Below are 13,656 nucleotides of genomic sequence, written 5' to 3'. Positions count from 1 at the left end.
GGGGCGGCGCGCGGGCCGCCCCGATGGTCAGTCCTTGGCTGTGCTGCCGATCTGTTCCGCGATCCGGCTGGCGACGAGCGCGGTGTCGTCGGCGGTCGGATCGTTCAGGTCGATCCGGGTGGCTTCGGGTGACGCATTCGCCGTCGGGTTCGGATCGAGCGCGGGATGCGCCAGCGGGCCGGTGCCGTTCGCCTCGGGTGCACCCGACGGGTCGAACGACCCCGCTTCCGGAGCATCGACGACGATCTCACCCTCCGCCTTCTGCTCGGAGAGTGCGTCTTCGATGGCCTCGAACACGCCCTTGCGGTTTTTGCCCGCCACTTCGGCGGTGCGCAGTTTCTCCAGCTCGGCTGCCGACAGGCCGGCGAGCGCGGCCTTCACTTCATCGACGTTGCCGCCGAGCATCTTGTTCAGGTCGGTCATGGGGGTCTCCTGGTTCACCGAAACCGCGTCGGGGAGCGCGGCTTCGAAGAACCGGGCCGGCAGCGCCGGCCCGGCGGATAGGTTCAGCGATCAGACGGCGGTCTGGTACGCCTTCATGGCATCGGGATTCTTGACCCCGCCGCCAACGCGCTTCGTCGTGTAGAACAGCACGAACGGCTTGTTGGTGTAGGGGTCGCGCAGCACCCGCACACCGATGCGGTCGACCACCTGATAGGTCTCGGCCATGTCGCCATAGAGTGCGGCGATCGCATTCGCGGCGATCGTCGGCATCGCCGGCAGGTGCACCACCGGCGCGCCCGCGAGCGAGCTGGGCTGGCCGATCTGCATCGAGGGCTGCCAGAGATAGTTGTTCTGGCCGTCCTTCAGCTTGCGCACCGCGCCCGCGGTCGCCCGGTTGAGGAACATCATGGCATTCGCCTCATATTCCTCGGGCAGCGAGTAGATCAGGTCGAGGATCGTATCCGCGGTGACCGCGGTGTTGTTGCCCGACTTCGTGATCTGGATCGCGCCCCAGGGGTGACGCGCCGCGTTCGCCGCGCCGGTCACATAGGTCAGGATCCCGTGCGGCTTGTTCACGCCGTCACCCGAAAGGAAGGCGATACCCTCCTGCCGAGCGAATTCGGTGCTGACCTCGTCCGCAAGCCATGCCTCGATGTCGACTTCGGCATCGTCGATCAGGCCCTGGGTCGCCGCCGGGTTCGCATAGAGCTCGCCGAGCGGAAAGGTCAGGCTGGCGAATGCAGGAGTCGACGTTTCCGGACGCGCCGCCTGTTCGCCGACCCAGCCCGAACCGAACGCCCGGTTGTTGAAGACCTTGCTGAACCCGGCGCTGCTGATCGAAATGACGCTGGCATACTGCCGCACCATCGAAACCTGCTTCAGCCGGCCCGCAATCGTACGGTCCCATTCGATCGGCGCCAGGAAGCCGCCCTCGCCGTCGGTCTTCGTGACGGCAGCCTTGACTTCGTCCAGCTTCTGGCTGGACGTGCCACCCTTGAAGTAGGCGCTGAACTCGGAAGTATATTCCGGGTCGCGCGGTGCAGCCTTGCCGCCGTTCAGCTTGGCGGCCTGCAGTTCGCGCGCCTGATCGTCCAGCGCCTCCTGCAGGTTGGACAGCGTGTCGTTGATCTTCGCCAGCTTGTCCGACGTCACGACGTCGGCCATTCCGGCCTTGATCTCCTTCACCTCGGAGGCGTGCGTTTCCTTGAACGATTCCCACGCCTTGTTCAGCTGCTCGAACATCGCCTTCGGGTCCGACACGTCTGCGCGGACGCCCGCGCCGACGATCGCGCGGGGCATCGGGCCGACGTCGACCAGCGGCGGCGTCAGCGGGTTGATTTCACCTTCGCGCTTCAGCGCGAGAAACGGATGGGCGAGCACCGTCGCCACCGCCCGGAGGGCGGTCCAGCCAATCATCTTCATGTGAGCCTCTCAGATCGTGAGGGTGGAGAGCATCCGACCGAAAACGTCGGTCAGTCCGGTGCCGCCAGCGCCAGGCGTGGAGGCGGGGTCAGAGGCAGCGCCGGGCGTGCCTTTGAGGGTGTTGATGCGTGCGCGCGCCTGACTGCGCGTCATCCCGCTCTGGATCAGCGCGAGCTCGGTCGCGCGGATTTCATTCGTCCTGCGGTCGTCGGCGCGTGCCTGCTCGTCGATGCGGACCTGATCCGCCGGCAGCAGCGCGTCGGCAAAGCCGCGCTCGACGGCCATCGAACCGGACATGTACGTCTCGGCGTCCATCCACTTCGCGCACTCGGCTGACGTGCGACCCGACGCCTGCGCATAGACGTCCGCCATCGCGCGATCGAACGGCTCAAGATACTCGGACACCTCGGCCATGTCGTGCCGGTTGCCGATGGCAACGACCCAGCAGTTATGGATCATCAGGAACGATGCCGCGCCGATCTCCACCCGGTCGCCCGCCATCGCGATGACCGACGCGGCCGATGCGGCCAGGCCCATGATCTTGATCGTGATGTCCTGCGGATGTTCGCGCAGCACGTTATAGATTGCCAGCCCCTCGAACATGTCGCCGCCCGGCGAATTGATCTGGACCTCGACCGGCCTGTCGCCGATCGCGCGCAGCTGTGCCGACACCTTCTGCGCGGTCACCCCGCCGCCGGTCCACCAGTCTTCGCCGATGACATCGAACATGGTGATGACATTGTCGCCGATTTCCAGCGCTGAGGGGCGGATGCCGGCGGCGTCCGCATTCCAGCGGTCGAGCACCGGTGAAGGCGTGAAAGCGGATACCTTGCGATCCGCCGGCAGCGGGAGCGCGGCCGGGCGCTGGCGCGCATGCACGCCGTTGATGGCGCGGGGCAGTTTACGCATTGCCGGTGTCCTCCTGGGCGATCGATGCGCCGGTGGTGCCAGGGCGGGGCAGTTCGTCTCCGCCTGGAATCGGGTTCATGTCGAAATTCTCGCGGGCTTCGTTCGGCACCATGAAGGCGCTGTTCGGCCCGAGCGCCGCCTTGAAGAAGTCCGCCTGGTCCTTCAGCGAGCCGCGCAGCAGCGCGCCCTCGTTGAACTTGGCGTAATAGGTTTCCTGTTCGGCCGGGCTGAGCAGGCAGAGCCAGACCGCCTCCTCCCAGATCACGAACCACTGCATCAGGCAGTATGTGACGAAGTAGAGACCGAGCTCGCGGACCCCCGACCCCCAGCTCGTCTCATCGAACATCAGCAGCGGCCGGGGCGCGCCGGTGAACCGAGCGACCTCTTCGGCCAGATGCTTGGTCATTTCGGTCAGCTGCGCGTCGCGCGCCGATGATCCGAACGGCTTCGCCTTCAGACCCTCCTCCAAGATCATCCAGTCGTCCTGCGCGTCCGTGCCCGCATAGTTTTCCTGCAGGCTCTTGCGCAGGTTATCGAACGCCTCGTCGCCAAGCGTCGCGTCGGTCTCAAGCGCGCCGCGCGCCATCGAACCTTTGGTCAACAGCCGGGCGGCAGCGCCGCGCGCGCGCACCGCCATGCCGATGGTGTCGGCGGCGACGTCGAGCATCGAAACGCCCTTGTAGCCGTCGAGCGACAGCGGCGACCGAAACCGGAACACGTTGCGCTGGTCCAGCACGGCCGTGCCGCCGCTCGGGCGGCGATACTCGAATGTCATCTGCCACGAATCGGACAGCTTCGGCGTGACCGAATGCCGCGGCAGCGGGATCAGTTCGGTCACCTGGCCACGCGACCTGATCTTCAGCGCATACGCATTGCCGTCGAGCAGGCAGGCCAGCTGCATGTAGCTCTTGAATTCCGAAGCCGTCTGGAAGTTGTTCGGCTTGCGGTGCAACAGGTTGAAAAGACCGTGATCCTTCGCCTTTTCGGTCGTTCCATCCGGCATCCTCCGCATGAGGTGCAGCGGCAGCATTCCCATCGATCCAGCGATCAGTGACATCGCGCGAAAGAAGGTGCTGTTGCGCAGCGCCGACTTCGCCCCGACCGTCACGCCCGCAATCGTCTCGCGCCCGCCGCTCATCAGCGAGCGCAGGTCGGGATCGCCCAGGTCGAATGTCTCATACGCCATGACAGGCGCGCGCGTGGCGGCCCCGCCGCGAAATGCGCTGGACCGGCGATAGCCGGCGGCGCGACGATAGTCGTCCGGCGAAAGGGCGGTCATCGGCACTCCGTCAGATCCGGCGAACGCCGCGTTTCGAATAGACCGACTTGGCTTTCGATGGCGGCATCGCGGTGATGACCCCCACTGCGATGCACAGCGCGATCGCCGCGTCGATCTTGTTGACGGCCCGCTCCTTGGCGAGCCAGTAATTGCCCCAGCGGTCCTCGTCCGTGACCGCCGACATCATCGCCGAGATCAGCACCGGGTTGCGCCGCAACCGGATGCGACCCTCCAGGATCATCGCCTCCAGCGCCTTGACCGAGCTGGGCATCCACAGCCCCTCGGGATCCTTCTTCGCGCGCTTCGCCGCAGCGACCATCGCCTCCGTCGGCTTGCCCTTCTTCGTGCCGCCCTGAGGGTGCTCGATCTGCTCGACCGCGACGCCCAGGCGTTGCAGCTCAGGCTCGAACGACGCGCGGTAGGCGTAGCGGTCATAGCCCAGCGCGATCACGTCCAGCTCGTGCGCATCCTCGGCCACCGCCTGAGCGACATGCTCGTATGCGATGACCGCGCCCTTAGGTGCCTTCAGGTGGCCGTCCCTGACCCAAACCTCATATGGCGCCTTGTCGCGCATTGCCCGCGCCTGCAGCGTATCGCCCGGCGTCCATGCCTCGATCCACGCATCATAGGTCGGCTTCTCGACTGTCGTCGTCTTGCCGTTCTCGACGATCTGCATCGTCTTGCTGCCGGTCTCGACGATGGTCGCCTTCACCGTAAGGTCGCGCGTCTGCGAAAGGTCCAGCCCCAGCGCCGCCGGCTTGCCCCGGTGCATCGCGGGATCGAAGTCGGCGAGGCATGGCTCCAGCGTCTCGCGCGTCATCCATGCCGCCTCGGCGTCGGTCCAGACGCAGAAGTGAAGCCGCAGGATACCGTTCAGCTTGCCCGGCATCTGCTTGGCCTGGGCAACCACCCCGGCCAGATACTCGTGCGTGATCGTCACCCCGAGCAGCGGATTGGCTTTCGGCCAGCAACTCGGGTCGTTGAGCGGATCGTCGCCGCGATCGAGCGAGCAAACGAACGCAAATGTCGTGTCGTCGATCACCTCGCCCAGATAGGCCGGGTCATCGTCCTTCGCGTCCGGGTTGCCGGCGGCGCACCGGATCGCGTGCTCGTGCTCCTCCCAGCAGATCGAGTTCCGATCCGACCCGCTGTTCGTGATCATCAGCAGCAGCGGCTGCCGTCTGAACTTGAACCCGCGCTCGAGCATTTCCATCACGCCGCGGTCGGGGTGCTCGTGCACCTCGTCGCACAGTGCGAAATGAGGCCGCGGCCCCGAACCGGTCTTCTTCGCTTCCCGGCTGATTGGCCGGAAGAACGAATTGGTTGCCAGGAACGCCATGTTGAAGACGTTGCCCGCACCGCCGCTCTGCTTGACGCGCTTCGCCAGATCCGGCGACTTGTCGACCATCTTGACCGCGTCCTGGAACAGGATGCCGGCCTGTGTCTTCGTGGCGCCGGCCGCGTAGATCTCGGCGCCAGCCTCACCGTCGGCCATCATGCCGTACAGCCCGATTCCGCCCGCGAGCGGCGACTTGCCGTTCCCCTTGCCTTCCTCGATATAGGCGCGTCGGAACCGCCGTGTGCCGTCGGCGCGCTTCCACCCGAAGATCGAGCCGACCTTGAACGCCTGGCTCTCGTGCAGGATGAGCGGCTTGCCCTCGAACTGCCCCTCGCTCAGCTTCAGCTTGGTCTCGAAGAACCGGATCGCCCGGTCAGCAGCTTCGCCGTCGAAGTACAAGCCGCGCTCTTGGCCGGTCGCCAAATCATCAATGTGACGGCGGCACGCGTTGCGCACATGCGGCCCTGCGACAACCTCACCGGCGAGCACGCGCTCGGCATAAGCCAGGGTCCGATCAGTTGGACCCGAAGAACTCGTCCCCCTCTTTCTCTTCGGCTTCGCCGCGGTTGCGTTCATCGGTCAGCCCGAGCTCGCTCATGTAGGCGCGCAGCTGCCCGTGCTTCGACGCCGGGAACCCGACGCTGTTGAAGCGGAACTCCGCCCATAGTTCGCAGAACGCGATCGCAGCGGGCTCGCGCGACCCGTCCAGCCAGCCGGCCGGCTCGATGTATCGCTTCCACGCGGCCAATGCCTCTCCCTTGAGCCAGGTCGGCCGTTTGAGCGCACCGAACTTCGTCTGCGCTTCCTCGACCTGGGCTTTCGCCTTGGCCTTGCTGCCATGCCGGGTGACGTTGTGCGTGCCGTCGACCAGGCGCAGCTTTACCGGTTTCGGCTTCGCTCCACGCGCTGCCATCGACGATCTCCAACCCCGGCGCGGCCGTTGCACATTGGCCATCCCGGAACATTAATCTGCAAATGCGCGAATTTCAGGTCGGGGCGGTGTCCAAGGAAGCGCGCAATAAAGTTTCAACATGGGGGCGGTCAGGCGACCGGCCAGCCGTCGATCCCGATCGGCACCCTCGGCGCGCGCTGCCCGAACTGCTCTGCGGTCACCTGCGCATGGTGATCGTGGCACAGGTTGCGTGTGTTGCTGTCGACGTCCTGCCCGCCCTTGATGAGCGGCACGACGTGATCCACCACATCCGCGAGAGCCGTTCGCCCCTCGGCACCGCACATCTCGCAGAGCCCATTAGTGCGCTCTAGCCGTCGGCGGCGCTGTTCGACGCCGCGTCGACCGCGAACGCGCTCATTGGACACGGCGACCTCGCACGATCTGCCTAATCTGCGCGGCAATGCGCTCACCTTCGGCAATCAGACGCTCTGCCCGCTGCACCGTGCGCGATGGTTCCGCCATATCGAACGCGAGCATGTGAAGGTCCGACGCCAGTTGCTCAAGCAGCCTCGCATCGCCCGTTCGCATGCTCGCTTCCCCCGAAACGGGAAACGCCCGGCAGCCAATCGGCTCCGGGCGCAGCTATAACTCTGGCAGTCGTCATACGCTTAGGTGCGCACGGGCGCAATGGCCGTTACACCGCAATATGGAGTTCGAATTATGCTAGGTTGCCACGGCCGAGGGGCTATGGTCTAAAACGTCAAGTCAGGACCGGTTGCCCGGGGAGCCAATGAGGCGGTGGTGGACTGCCCCCTCATGTCGCGAGGTCCGAGGGCAACCGATCCTGACAGCATCCAGCATTTTGATACCAGATGGCCCCATCGGCACGAAACCGGAATGGAGCGTGGTGTCAGGTTACTGCCTAAAAGGGCCTAGGCAAGGGGGCCAACTTCCGAAAGTTGATCACAACCCCGTTGACAACACGGGTTTGAACTAAAGCCCCGCCTTCTGAGCGATCAGACTCGCCACGAACGCACAACACACTTTCGCCGCATCGATCGCCGATCGCTTGTTGTTGGCCAAGCTCGACCCGGCCGTGCCCGCCTCCTGGTCGAACCGCACGACATTCTCCCAAACGTCCCAGTAGCCGGCCGGAATCTCCCTTTTCAGATAGGCGAGCTCGTCGAGCGCCTCTTGCTGCGCCCAGCCGTCTCCCGACCCGATGATCCTCTCCCGGGTCGGATCGGTTGCCCCCCGCCCCTCCGCCGCCTCCCAAAGCCCTATGCAATAACGAACCGCGCGCTGCTCGATCTCGCCGAACAAGCGACGCCGCCGGTCTTTGGCGGGCACCTGCATGTCGATCTCGGTCGCCGCCTGGCGCTCCTCCGCTGCGATCCAGCGCGCGATCGGCGTGCCCCCACGGTTCACCATCGCCCAGAACACCCGATTGCGGCCCTCACCATGCTCGCCCGATGTGTCGACGATCGGCACGCGCTCATAATCGCCGTGCGCCGCCGCGAATGGATTGATCAGCGGCGCACTCGCGCGCGCATTCTCCTCCTGCTTGCGCAACCGGCGAGCCCGCAACGCCATTTCCGAGGTTGCCGCGGCTCCCGTCTTCCTGCTCTTCTCGATCATCACCATACCCCGCCCAAAGCCCTTCACGCGCGACATCAGCCGCCACAATGTTCTTATCCTGTTCATGCGGCACGCCCGGTGGCAAGCGCCGCCGCCACCTCCGCTTCCGTGATCCAGCCGGCCGCGAGGCCCATCTCCCGCAACGGCGCGGGCATCGCCCGGATCTTCTCCGGCGCGATCGGCTGATCATCCCCCTCCGGCTCGAAGTGGATCGCCGGTAACTCGCGCTCCCGCAGCGCCGCCAGCTCGCGGATGCGGCGCGTCGCCAGTGCATGCCGGAGCGCGATCTCCTTCGCCTCCTCCCGGATGGCCCCGTCGACTTCGCTGATGAACGCGATCGGCCGCTGCAGGACGCGCTGCGCCGCGCGGATTGCCGTCCGGCCGGGCAGGTTGGCGAGCGCCGCCACCATCACCCGCACCCATGCGCCGGCCTGTTCGGCGGACATGGTCGGGGCAATCTTCGTGCAGATCAGCGACAGCGCATCGGCCAGCACGGTCGACAGCGGGCCGGGCTTGCGTTCGCCAGGCAGCATGCCGTTCGGCTCGACTTCTGCCAGCGGCCGGCCGCGCGCCTCGCAGTCGGTGATGATCGGTACGAGGTCGAGCCCCTCAGACATCCGCATAGCCGTATCGATCGTCCAGTCCGTGCTGCTCGCGAAAGCGACGACGGCTTTCGAGCGGTCCGCTTGGTCGGTCGTGGTAATGGCGTTTTCCATCGGGATTGCTCGCTGAGGGAAGCCAGGCGGCTTCGATGCTGATCCAGTTTCGTTCGATCATCAGGTCGGCCAGCCGGCCGGGTGGCCACTCGTCACTGCTCAGCTTGGCCAGCCGGGCGCAAAGCAGCGAATGGGCATGGTCTGTCAGCGGAGACCGCTTGGCACGACGGATCGCCAGCAACGCGGCCCACTGCTCGGCGGTCACGCCGTCCGGTGGCGGATAGTCCAGCCCAGCCGCCCTGCCCGATCGACGGGACTTTGCCGGCACCGCCTCGCGCGCCTCACGTGCGGGCGCGATATTCCCCTCCGGGTGGGGGTGCAGGGGTGGGGTTGTTTGAGGGGTCTGGGGAGAAAGAAGGGGAGGGGAAGAGGGGGCGGGTTCGGGCGGGACTGTCCCGGCCGTGTCACGGGACTGTCCCGTGACTGTCCCGTGACTGTCCCGCGCCCGCTGACGTTGCTTGCGCTCGCGCTCGGCTTTGCGTCGCTGCTCGATCTCGCCAGCCGCTTGACCAGCCAAGGCGTGCGCCGCCTCAATCGCCTCGACTGCGATTGCGATCGCCTCGGTCGGTGCGCCAGCCGCTGCCATGTCCCGGATGACCTGCGAAAGGTTCACGCGGCGATCCTCATTTCCTGCAGCTCCGGCTGATTGGCGGCGACCAGCGCGCGTGCCACCGGCGGGCAGACGCTGTTGCCGATCGCGCTGATCTGCTCGGCGATCGTCAGCGGCTCGTGGACCAGCTTCCCGCGCTTCATCTTGGGCACGACCGGATCGAGGATGTAATCGTCGGGAAAGCCCTGGGCGCGCGCGAGCTCGCGCGGTTTCAGCATCCGCAGGCCGATGTCGACGATGACATAGGTCTTAGCATCGATCGTGACCGTGACGACGGCGAAGCGCGCCTTGACGGTGATCGTGTCGAGCGGCCGGTCGACGGGCTGGAGTTGCGCGACCTCATTCTCGCCGTCGGTCGCATAGTATTTGACCAGGAACGCGGCGACCTGGACCGCGCTTTCCAGCAGCTCCGGCGGCAGGTCGCCTTCCTCGATCAGCGTCGTCTGGACGATGCGCTGCTGTGAGCCGGTTGCGGTCGCCGTCGATAGCGGCACGGTCGCAGGGCGGCCGGCCAGGCGCTTGTTACGCGGGCCGCCGTTCGCCTGCTCGATATGCGCGGTGATGACAGCGTGATGGTTGGCACCCGCGAGCGTCGTTTTCAGCGGCATGTCCGGCTTGCCGCGCCCGCCATTGGTGTTGCTCGTGTAGAAGCTCGACAGGAACGCGGTGACGATCCCGTTCGTGTCCTTCTCCGAAGCGGCAATCGTGTGGTGCGGCTGGTCGATCGGGCGATTGCGCCCGCCTTGCTGGCCAAAGGTCACGAATGGCGCGAGTGCGGCGGTTGCGACAGCTCCTTGCGATCCTTTCGCCGTGACGGTGCCGAGCGGCTTGGAGGGATCGAGAGCCCGCGGGGCCTGGCCGTCGCGCTCGCCATTGCCCATCTTGACCAACGAAGCGCCGACCATGTTCAGGTGCGCGCCGCCAGCGGTGATCGTGTGCGTGGGCTCATCAGCCCCGTTGAACGGCTTCTGGGAGTTCCGGTTGGTCATCAGGTGCGGCGCGAGCTCGACGTCGACTGCGCCGTATTCCGGCTGGGTGGTGACCGTGCGCAGCGGATCCGCTGGGTCGAAGGTCCGGGATGCGCGCGTGTTGGTGAAGGCAGTGCCGACGATGAACGGCTTCGCCGCGTTGACGACGTAGCGCATGACCCCATGCGCGATCCGCCGCTTGGTGCTCTCCGCCAGCTCGCGTTTGCGGCCGAAGATCGACGGGCACGGGATCGACCAGTCGATGCACTCGGCAGCCGTTCGATAGGGCTGCAGCTTACCGGAAATGACGTCCGGATTATCCGGCGCGCCATGCGTCGGCTTTGGCCACACGATCGGCAGGCCGTCGCAGCGCATGATGATGTAGAGCCGCTTCCGGCTGGTCGGCGCGCCATAGTCGCATGCCTTGAGCTTGCGCCACTGCACGCGATAGCTGAGCCCGCGCCAGGTCCGGATCAACCGCTTGAACGCGCGGCCCTCAAGCCCCTTGATCGGGATGCCGTGTTCGTCGAGCGGGGCGGCGTATTCGAACTCCTCGACATTCTCCAGATAGGCGACGGTCGGGCGCGTCTCGCGCAGCCATACCGTCACTTCATCGGCCAGCGCGCGGATGTGGCGATCTTTGACCGGGCCGCCCTTCGCCTTGCTGTATTCCTTGCAATCGGGGCTGAACCACGCGCCCGCGACCGGCTGGAGCTTCGTCGCCGCCGCCGGCCACACGGCGCGGATGTCCTGGCAGAAATGCCGAGTGGTGGGGTGGTTTGCCTTGTGGATCGCGATCGCGCTGGGGCTGTGATTGATCGCGATGTCGACGTCGCGACCCAGCGCCTGGGCAATGCCGGTGCTGGCACCGCCGCCGCCGGCGAACCCGTCGATGAACAGCGGGCGCATCACCCCTGCCACCCGTCAGCGCGCGCCCGCGACAGCACATCCTCGCGTGTCGCGAACTGCTCCTGCCCGACAACCCAGCCGCACTGTTCGATCAGTCGGCGCGCCGTCGCCTCGCCGAAATCGTCGCGATAGACAGCGGCCGAAAACACCGGGATGCCGCGCCTGCTCGAACGGATCCTTGGCCGCGTGCTCGCGCCGCTCGACTTCACGCATGACTGCACGCGCGCCATTGCGCCGCGCGTTGTGGACCTTGGCATTAGCCGCCGCTGCGGTTGCCCCGCGCCGGTTCAGCGCATAGCGCAGCGCCTCGGGGTCGATGTGAATGCCCTTTGGCAGGGTTACGACGTCGCCGATCTTCATTCCGGCAGCTCTTTCGATTCGAATGCTGGGATCGGCGCGAGCCCGAGCTCGCGCCGCAGTTGATTCATGGTGGCGATCCGGCGCTGGCGTTCAGAGCCTTTGCGTTCGGCGATGGCCTGCACCGCGACCCGCCGCCGTTCGCGCTTGGCGACGACGGCGGGGTGCGGCAGCACGCGCCTCACCAGGTTCATGATGAGCGCGCGCATCGGTCAGGCCTCCGGCTTGCCCATGAAGACGGGCAGTTCGGTTTCCGCGCGCACGCGCTCGACCGCCATGTTGAACGCATGATCGAACGTGCGGTCGGTGCGCCACAGCTCGAACCAGAACGACAGCCGGCCGCCGTTCTTGCGATAGCGGAGCCGCGCGGCGATGCGGTAGAGCGCGTCGTTGGCAAACACCGGAATGCCGATCAGGAACAGCGACGGCACCTTGACCGGAGCACCGTGCGCATCGGTGTGCTCGGACTGGAAGCGCACCACGCCTTCGCCGCTCGCCAGGTTCACCGCTTCCTGGACGACCGCATTCTCGTTGATCTGCAGCCCGCGGGAGAGCTCCATCAGCTTGTTGGGCGACGCCACCATGTCGCCGCCGCCCAGCGTGTCGATCAGTCGCTGCACATCTTCCGGCAGGCTGTCCTCGCCGGGTATGATGTACAGCACGTCGATGATGCGGTTCTCGAGGAACGCGGCGAAGTCGACCATCGACATCGGCTCGCCGTCCTTCTCCTTCCACGCCTTCCATTCGTCGGAGAGCGGGAAGTCGAAGACGGAGCGGTGGCGACCAAATCGTGGGGACACGTGGTCAGACCGACCCTCAGGATGATAGTCGATCACCGCCGTGATCGACGGTGCTTCGCGGCTATTGTCGGCGAAGATCGCCGATCCATCATCTTTGAACCGGTTGACATGCGCAATCAGGCTGTCGATCGAAAGCAGCCGCGCCTGCCCCTTTCGTTCTCGCGGCTGGTCGCGCCACTCGTCGAACACGTGCGGCGACAGGGGCACGACGTCGTTGCCCTTGACGACCGCCAGCGCCGTCACGCCGGTGACCGGCTCTTCGATATCCACCACTTCGGCGCGGACATAGTCCTCGACGAGCTGGCGGGCTTGCTTGATCAGGCCGTCGGCCTGGATGGTTTCTGACATTGTTCTTCCTTTCGAGATGAGCGGGCTCAGCCGACGTCGCGGAAGCCGGGCGACCCGACTTCACGCACGCCGAACAGCTGGTCTTGCTGGGGATTGCTGGGGGTGAACCGGCCGTCTTCGGTCGACCACATCACCGACTTCGGCCGCTTGGCCTCTGGGATGGCCACCTTGTGCGACGCACCGATGGTGAACACCCGGCCCTCGAGAGCGAAGTCGAGGGTCAAGGTCATCTTGCCCTTTGCCTTGCCGCCACTCTCGATCGCGACGTTCGCCATCTCGTTGCGCAGATCGCGCAGTGCTTCGACCAGCGTCGCGTCGAGCTGACCATCTTCGAGGAAACGGATGAATTCGCCGAAACTGTTGGCTGCCGGCGGCAGGCGAAGGCCGTCGGCCGCCCGTGCGGGCGGGGCAGTGGTATCGTTCATGGATAACTCCGGCCGCAGGAGAGATGGATCGACCCGGGCGCGCGGCGCCGCCCGGTGCGAAACTGGGAAAGGGGTTGGCGGCGCTCGGCAGGCTCAATACGCATTCATCACCTCCCGCTCGTGCTTCAGCTGCATGCGCAGTTGGTGGTTCGCGACTTCGCGCTTCGCGTGCTGGGCAGTGCCCGCGACTTCCGCCAGGATGATCTCCTTGCGCTCGGCCAGCCCGAACCCCTTGCGCTTCAGGCTCTTGTTGAGGGCCCAGTATTCGCGCGGGCACCACGCCAGGTGACGCGCCCGGTTGATCTCTCCCCGCCGGGCCGACAGCTCCGGGCCAGCCGCTTGCTGCAGGTTCTTCAATCCGATCTCGAGGCCGCGCTGGCGGCGGCGCTCCCGCTCCTCCGGACACGCCATCGCGCGCGCCGTGGCCTCGATGCACGCCTGGCGATGCCGCGCGATGAACGCGGGGTCTCGGCGGTGGGCCGCGAAGCACTCGGCCTGACGCGCGGCGCGTCGCGCCTGCACGGCCGGGTCGGACTGCATCACCCGCCATGCGCACGGCCGGCAACGACCGGTCCTGGACTGCCGGCTGATCCCGGCGCC

The 13,656-nt window shown here is 66.2% G+C and carries 17 protein-coding genes; all 17 read right to left on the bottom strand.

Translation table 11 applies throughout. The features are described from left to right. Nucleotides 1-27: 27 nt before the first annotated feature. The 17 genes from GO308_RS12905 to GO308_RS12825 all read right to left on the bottom strand — a co-directional run bounded on the left by GO308_RS12905 (nucleotide 28) and on the right by GO308_RS12825 (nucleotide 13,596). Nucleotides 28-423, bottom strand: a complete 396-nt coding sequence (locus GO308_RS12905) for a hypothetical protein (protein WP_240885716.1) — start codon at nucleotides 421-423, stop codon at nucleotides 28-30. 90 nt (nucleotides 424-513) lie between these two features. Next, nucleotides 514-1,860 carry a phage major capsid protein gene (locus tag GO308_RS12900; protein WP_240885715.1) on the bottom strand — a complete coding sequence of 449 codons (1,347 nt, stop codon included), beginning with the start codon at nucleotides 1,858-1,860 and terminating at the stop codon, nucleotides 514-516. Nucleotides 1,861-1,875: 15 nt separating this feature from the next. Then, on the bottom strand, nucleotides 1,876-2,775 hold the full coding sequence (locus tag GO308_RS12895) for a head maturation protease, ClpP-related (RefSeq protein WP_240885714.1): 900 nt from the start codon (nucleotides 2,773-2,775) through the stop codon (nucleotides 1,876-1,878). After that, entirely contained in the window at nucleotides 2,768-4,054 is a 1,287-nt protein-coding gene (locus GO308_RS12890) for a phage portal protein (protein ID WP_240885713.1), read from the bottom strand. Before GO308_RS12890 ends, GO308_RS12895 begins: the two co-directional genes overlap by 8 nt. A gap of 10 nt (nucleotides 4,055-4,064) precedes the next feature. Then, a complete protein-coding gene (locus GO308_RS12885; RefSeq protein ID WP_240885712.1) occupies nucleotides 4,065-5,816 on the bottom strand; it encodes a terminase TerL endonuclease subunit in 1,752 nt (583 codons plus the stop codon). Between the two features lie 91 nt (nucleotides 5,817-5,907). Then, nucleotides 5,908-6,306, bottom strand: a complete 399-nt coding sequence (locus GO308_RS12880) for a hypothetical protein (RefSeq protein WP_240885711.1) — start codon at nucleotides 6,304-6,306, stop codon at nucleotides 5,908-5,910. A 128-nt stretch (nucleotides 6,307-6,434) separates the two neighbouring features. Further along, nucleotides 6,435-6,710, bottom strand: a complete 276-nt coding sequence (locus GO308_RS12875; RefSeq protein ID WP_240885710.1) for an HNH endonuclease — start codon at nucleotides 6,708-6,710, stop codon at nucleotides 6,435-6,437. Next, a complete protein-coding gene (locus tag GO308_RS12870; RefSeq protein ID WP_240885709.1) occupies nucleotides 6,700-6,873 on the bottom strand; it encodes a hypothetical protein in 174 nt (57 codons plus the stop codon). The genes GO308_RS12875 and GO308_RS12870 overlap by 11 nt, the downstream gene beginning before the upstream one ends. A 405-nt stretch (nucleotides 6,874-7,278) precedes the next feature. Beyond that, entirely contained in the window at nucleotides 7,279-7,989 is a 711-nt protein-coding gene (locus GO308_RS12865) for a hypothetical protein (RefSeq protein WP_240885707.1), read from the bottom strand. Continuing rightward, nucleotides 7,986-8,540 (bottom strand): hypothetical protein, encoded by a 555-nt coding sequence (locus GO308_RS12860; RefSeq protein WP_240885706.1) that lies wholly within the window; start codon nucleotides 8,538-8,540, stop codon nucleotides 7,986-7,988. The genes GO308_RS12865 and GO308_RS12860 overlap by 4 nt, the downstream gene beginning before the upstream one ends. Further along, the gene (locus GO308_RS12855; RefSeq protein WP_240885705.1) at nucleotides 8,533-9,252 is read right to left on the bottom strand and encodes a hypothetical protein; all 720 of its coding nucleotides are present in this window, start codon (nucleotides 9,250-9,252) and stop codon (nucleotides 8,533-8,535) included. The genes GO308_RS12860 and GO308_RS12855 overlap by 8 nt, the downstream gene beginning before the upstream one ends. After that, a complete protein-coding gene (locus GO308_RS12850) occupies nucleotides 9,249-11,126 on the bottom strand; it encodes a DNA cytosine methyltransferase (protein ID WP_240885704.1) in 1,878 nt (625 codons plus the stop codon). Before GO308_RS12850 ends, GO308_RS12855 begins: the two co-directional genes overlap by 4 nt. 15 nt (nucleotides 11,127-11,141) lie before the next feature. Continuing rightward, on the bottom strand, nucleotides 11,142-11,486 hold the full coding sequence (locus GO308_RS12845) for a hypothetical protein (protein ID WP_240885703.1): 345 nt from the start codon (nucleotides 11,484-11,486) through the stop codon (nucleotides 11,142-11,144). Then, on the bottom strand, nucleotides 11,483-11,692 hold the full coding sequence (locus GO308_RS12840; RefSeq protein ID WP_240885702.1) for a hypothetical protein: 210 nt from the start codon (nucleotides 11,690-11,692) through the stop codon (nucleotides 11,483-11,485). The genes GO308_RS12845 and GO308_RS12840 overlap by 4 nt, the downstream gene beginning before the upstream one ends. Nucleotides 11,693-11,695: 3 nt before the next feature. Then, nucleotides 11,696-12,631 carry a DUF2303 family protein gene (locus GO308_RS12835; RefSeq protein WP_240885701.1) on the bottom strand — a complete coding sequence of 312 codons (936 nt, stop codon included), beginning with the start codon at nucleotides 12,629-12,631 and terminating at the stop codon, nucleotides 11,696-11,698. A 26-nt stretch (nucleotides 12,632-12,657) separates the two neighbouring features. Further along, the gene (locus tag GO308_RS12830) at nucleotides 12,658-13,056 is read right to left on the bottom strand and encodes a hypothetical protein (RefSeq protein WP_240885699.1); all 399 of its coding nucleotides are present in this window, start codon (nucleotides 13,054-13,056) and stop codon (nucleotides 12,658-12,660) included. Nucleotides 13,057-13,149: 93 nt separating this feature from the next. After that, nucleotides 13,150-13,596: a hypothetical protein gene (locus GO308_RS12825; RefSeq protein ID WP_240885697.1), complete on the bottom strand. Its 447-nt coding sequence runs from the start codon at nucleotides 13,594-13,596 to the stop codon at nucleotides 13,150-13,152. Nucleotides 13,597-13,656: the final 60 nt, after the last annotated feature.

Source organism: Sphingomonas sp. SFZ2018-12 (assembly GCF_022496715.1).
Taxonomy (GTDB): domain Bacteria; phylum Pseudomonadota; class Alphaproteobacteria; order Sphingomonadales; family Sphingomonadaceae; genus Sphingomonas.
This window is presented reverse-complemented; position numbering and strand designations above follow the sequence as displayed.

Excerpts from the sequence above, each read along its gene's own strand:
- GO308_RS12840 (WP_240885702.1), bottom strand. The coding sequence starts at position 11,692 with ATGCGCGCGCTCATCATGAACCTGGTGAGGCGCGTGCTGCCGCACCCC.
- GO308_RS12845 (WP_240885703.1), bottom strand. The coding sequence starts at position 11,486 with ATGAAGATCGGCGACGTCGTAACCCTGCCAAAGGGCATTCACATCGAC.
- GO308_RS12865 (WP_240885707.1), bottom strand. The coding sequence starts at position 7,989 with ATGAACAGGATAAGAACATTGTGGCGGCTGATGTCGCGCGTGAAGGGC.
- GO308_RS12860 (WP_240885706.1), bottom strand. The coding sequence starts at position 8,540 with ATGTCTGAGGGGCTCGACCTCGTACCGATCATCACCGACTGCGAGGCG.
- GO308_RS12905 (WP_240885716.1), bottom strand. The coding sequence starts at position 423 with ATGACCGACCTGAACAAGATGCTCGGCGGCAACGTCGATGAAGTGAAG.
- GO308_RS12890 (WP_240885713.1), bottom strand. The coding sequence starts at position 4,054 with ATGACCGCCCTTTCGCCGGACGACTATCGTCGCGCCGCCGGCTATCGC.
- GO308_RS12900 (WP_240885715.1), bottom strand. The coding sequence starts at position 1,860 with ATGATTGGCTGGACCGCCCTCCGGGCGGTGGCGACGGTGCTCGCCCAT.
- GO308_RS12825 (WP_240885697.1), bottom strand. The coding sequence starts at position 13,596 with ATGCAGTCCGACCCGGCCGTGCAGGCGCGACGCGCCGCGCGTCAGGCC.
- GO308_RS12870 (WP_240885709.1), bottom strand. The coding sequence starts at position 6,873 with ATGCGAACGGGCGATGCGAGGCTGCTTGAGCAACTGGCGTCGGACCTT.
- GO308_RS12835 (WP_240885701.1), bottom strand. The coding sequence starts at position 12,631 with ATGTCAGAAACCATCCAGGCCGACGGCCTGATCAAGCAAGCCCGCCAG.
- GO308_RS12880 (WP_240885711.1), bottom strand. The coding sequence starts at position 6,306 with ATGGCAGCGCGTGGAGCGAAGCCGAAACCGGTAAAGCTGCGCCTGGTC.
- GO308_RS12850 (WP_240885704.1), bottom strand. The coding sequence starts at position 11,126 with ATGCGCCCGCTGTTCATCGACGGGTTCGCCGGCGGCGGCGGTGCCAGC.
- GO308_RS12830 (WP_240885699.1), bottom strand. The coding sequence starts at position 13,056 with ATGAACGATACCACTGCCCCGCCCGCACGGGCGGCCGACGGCCTTCGC.
- GO308_RS12895 (WP_240885714.1), bottom strand. The coding sequence starts at position 2,775 with ATGCGTAAACTGCCCCGCGCCATCAACGGCGTGCATGCGCGCCAGCGC.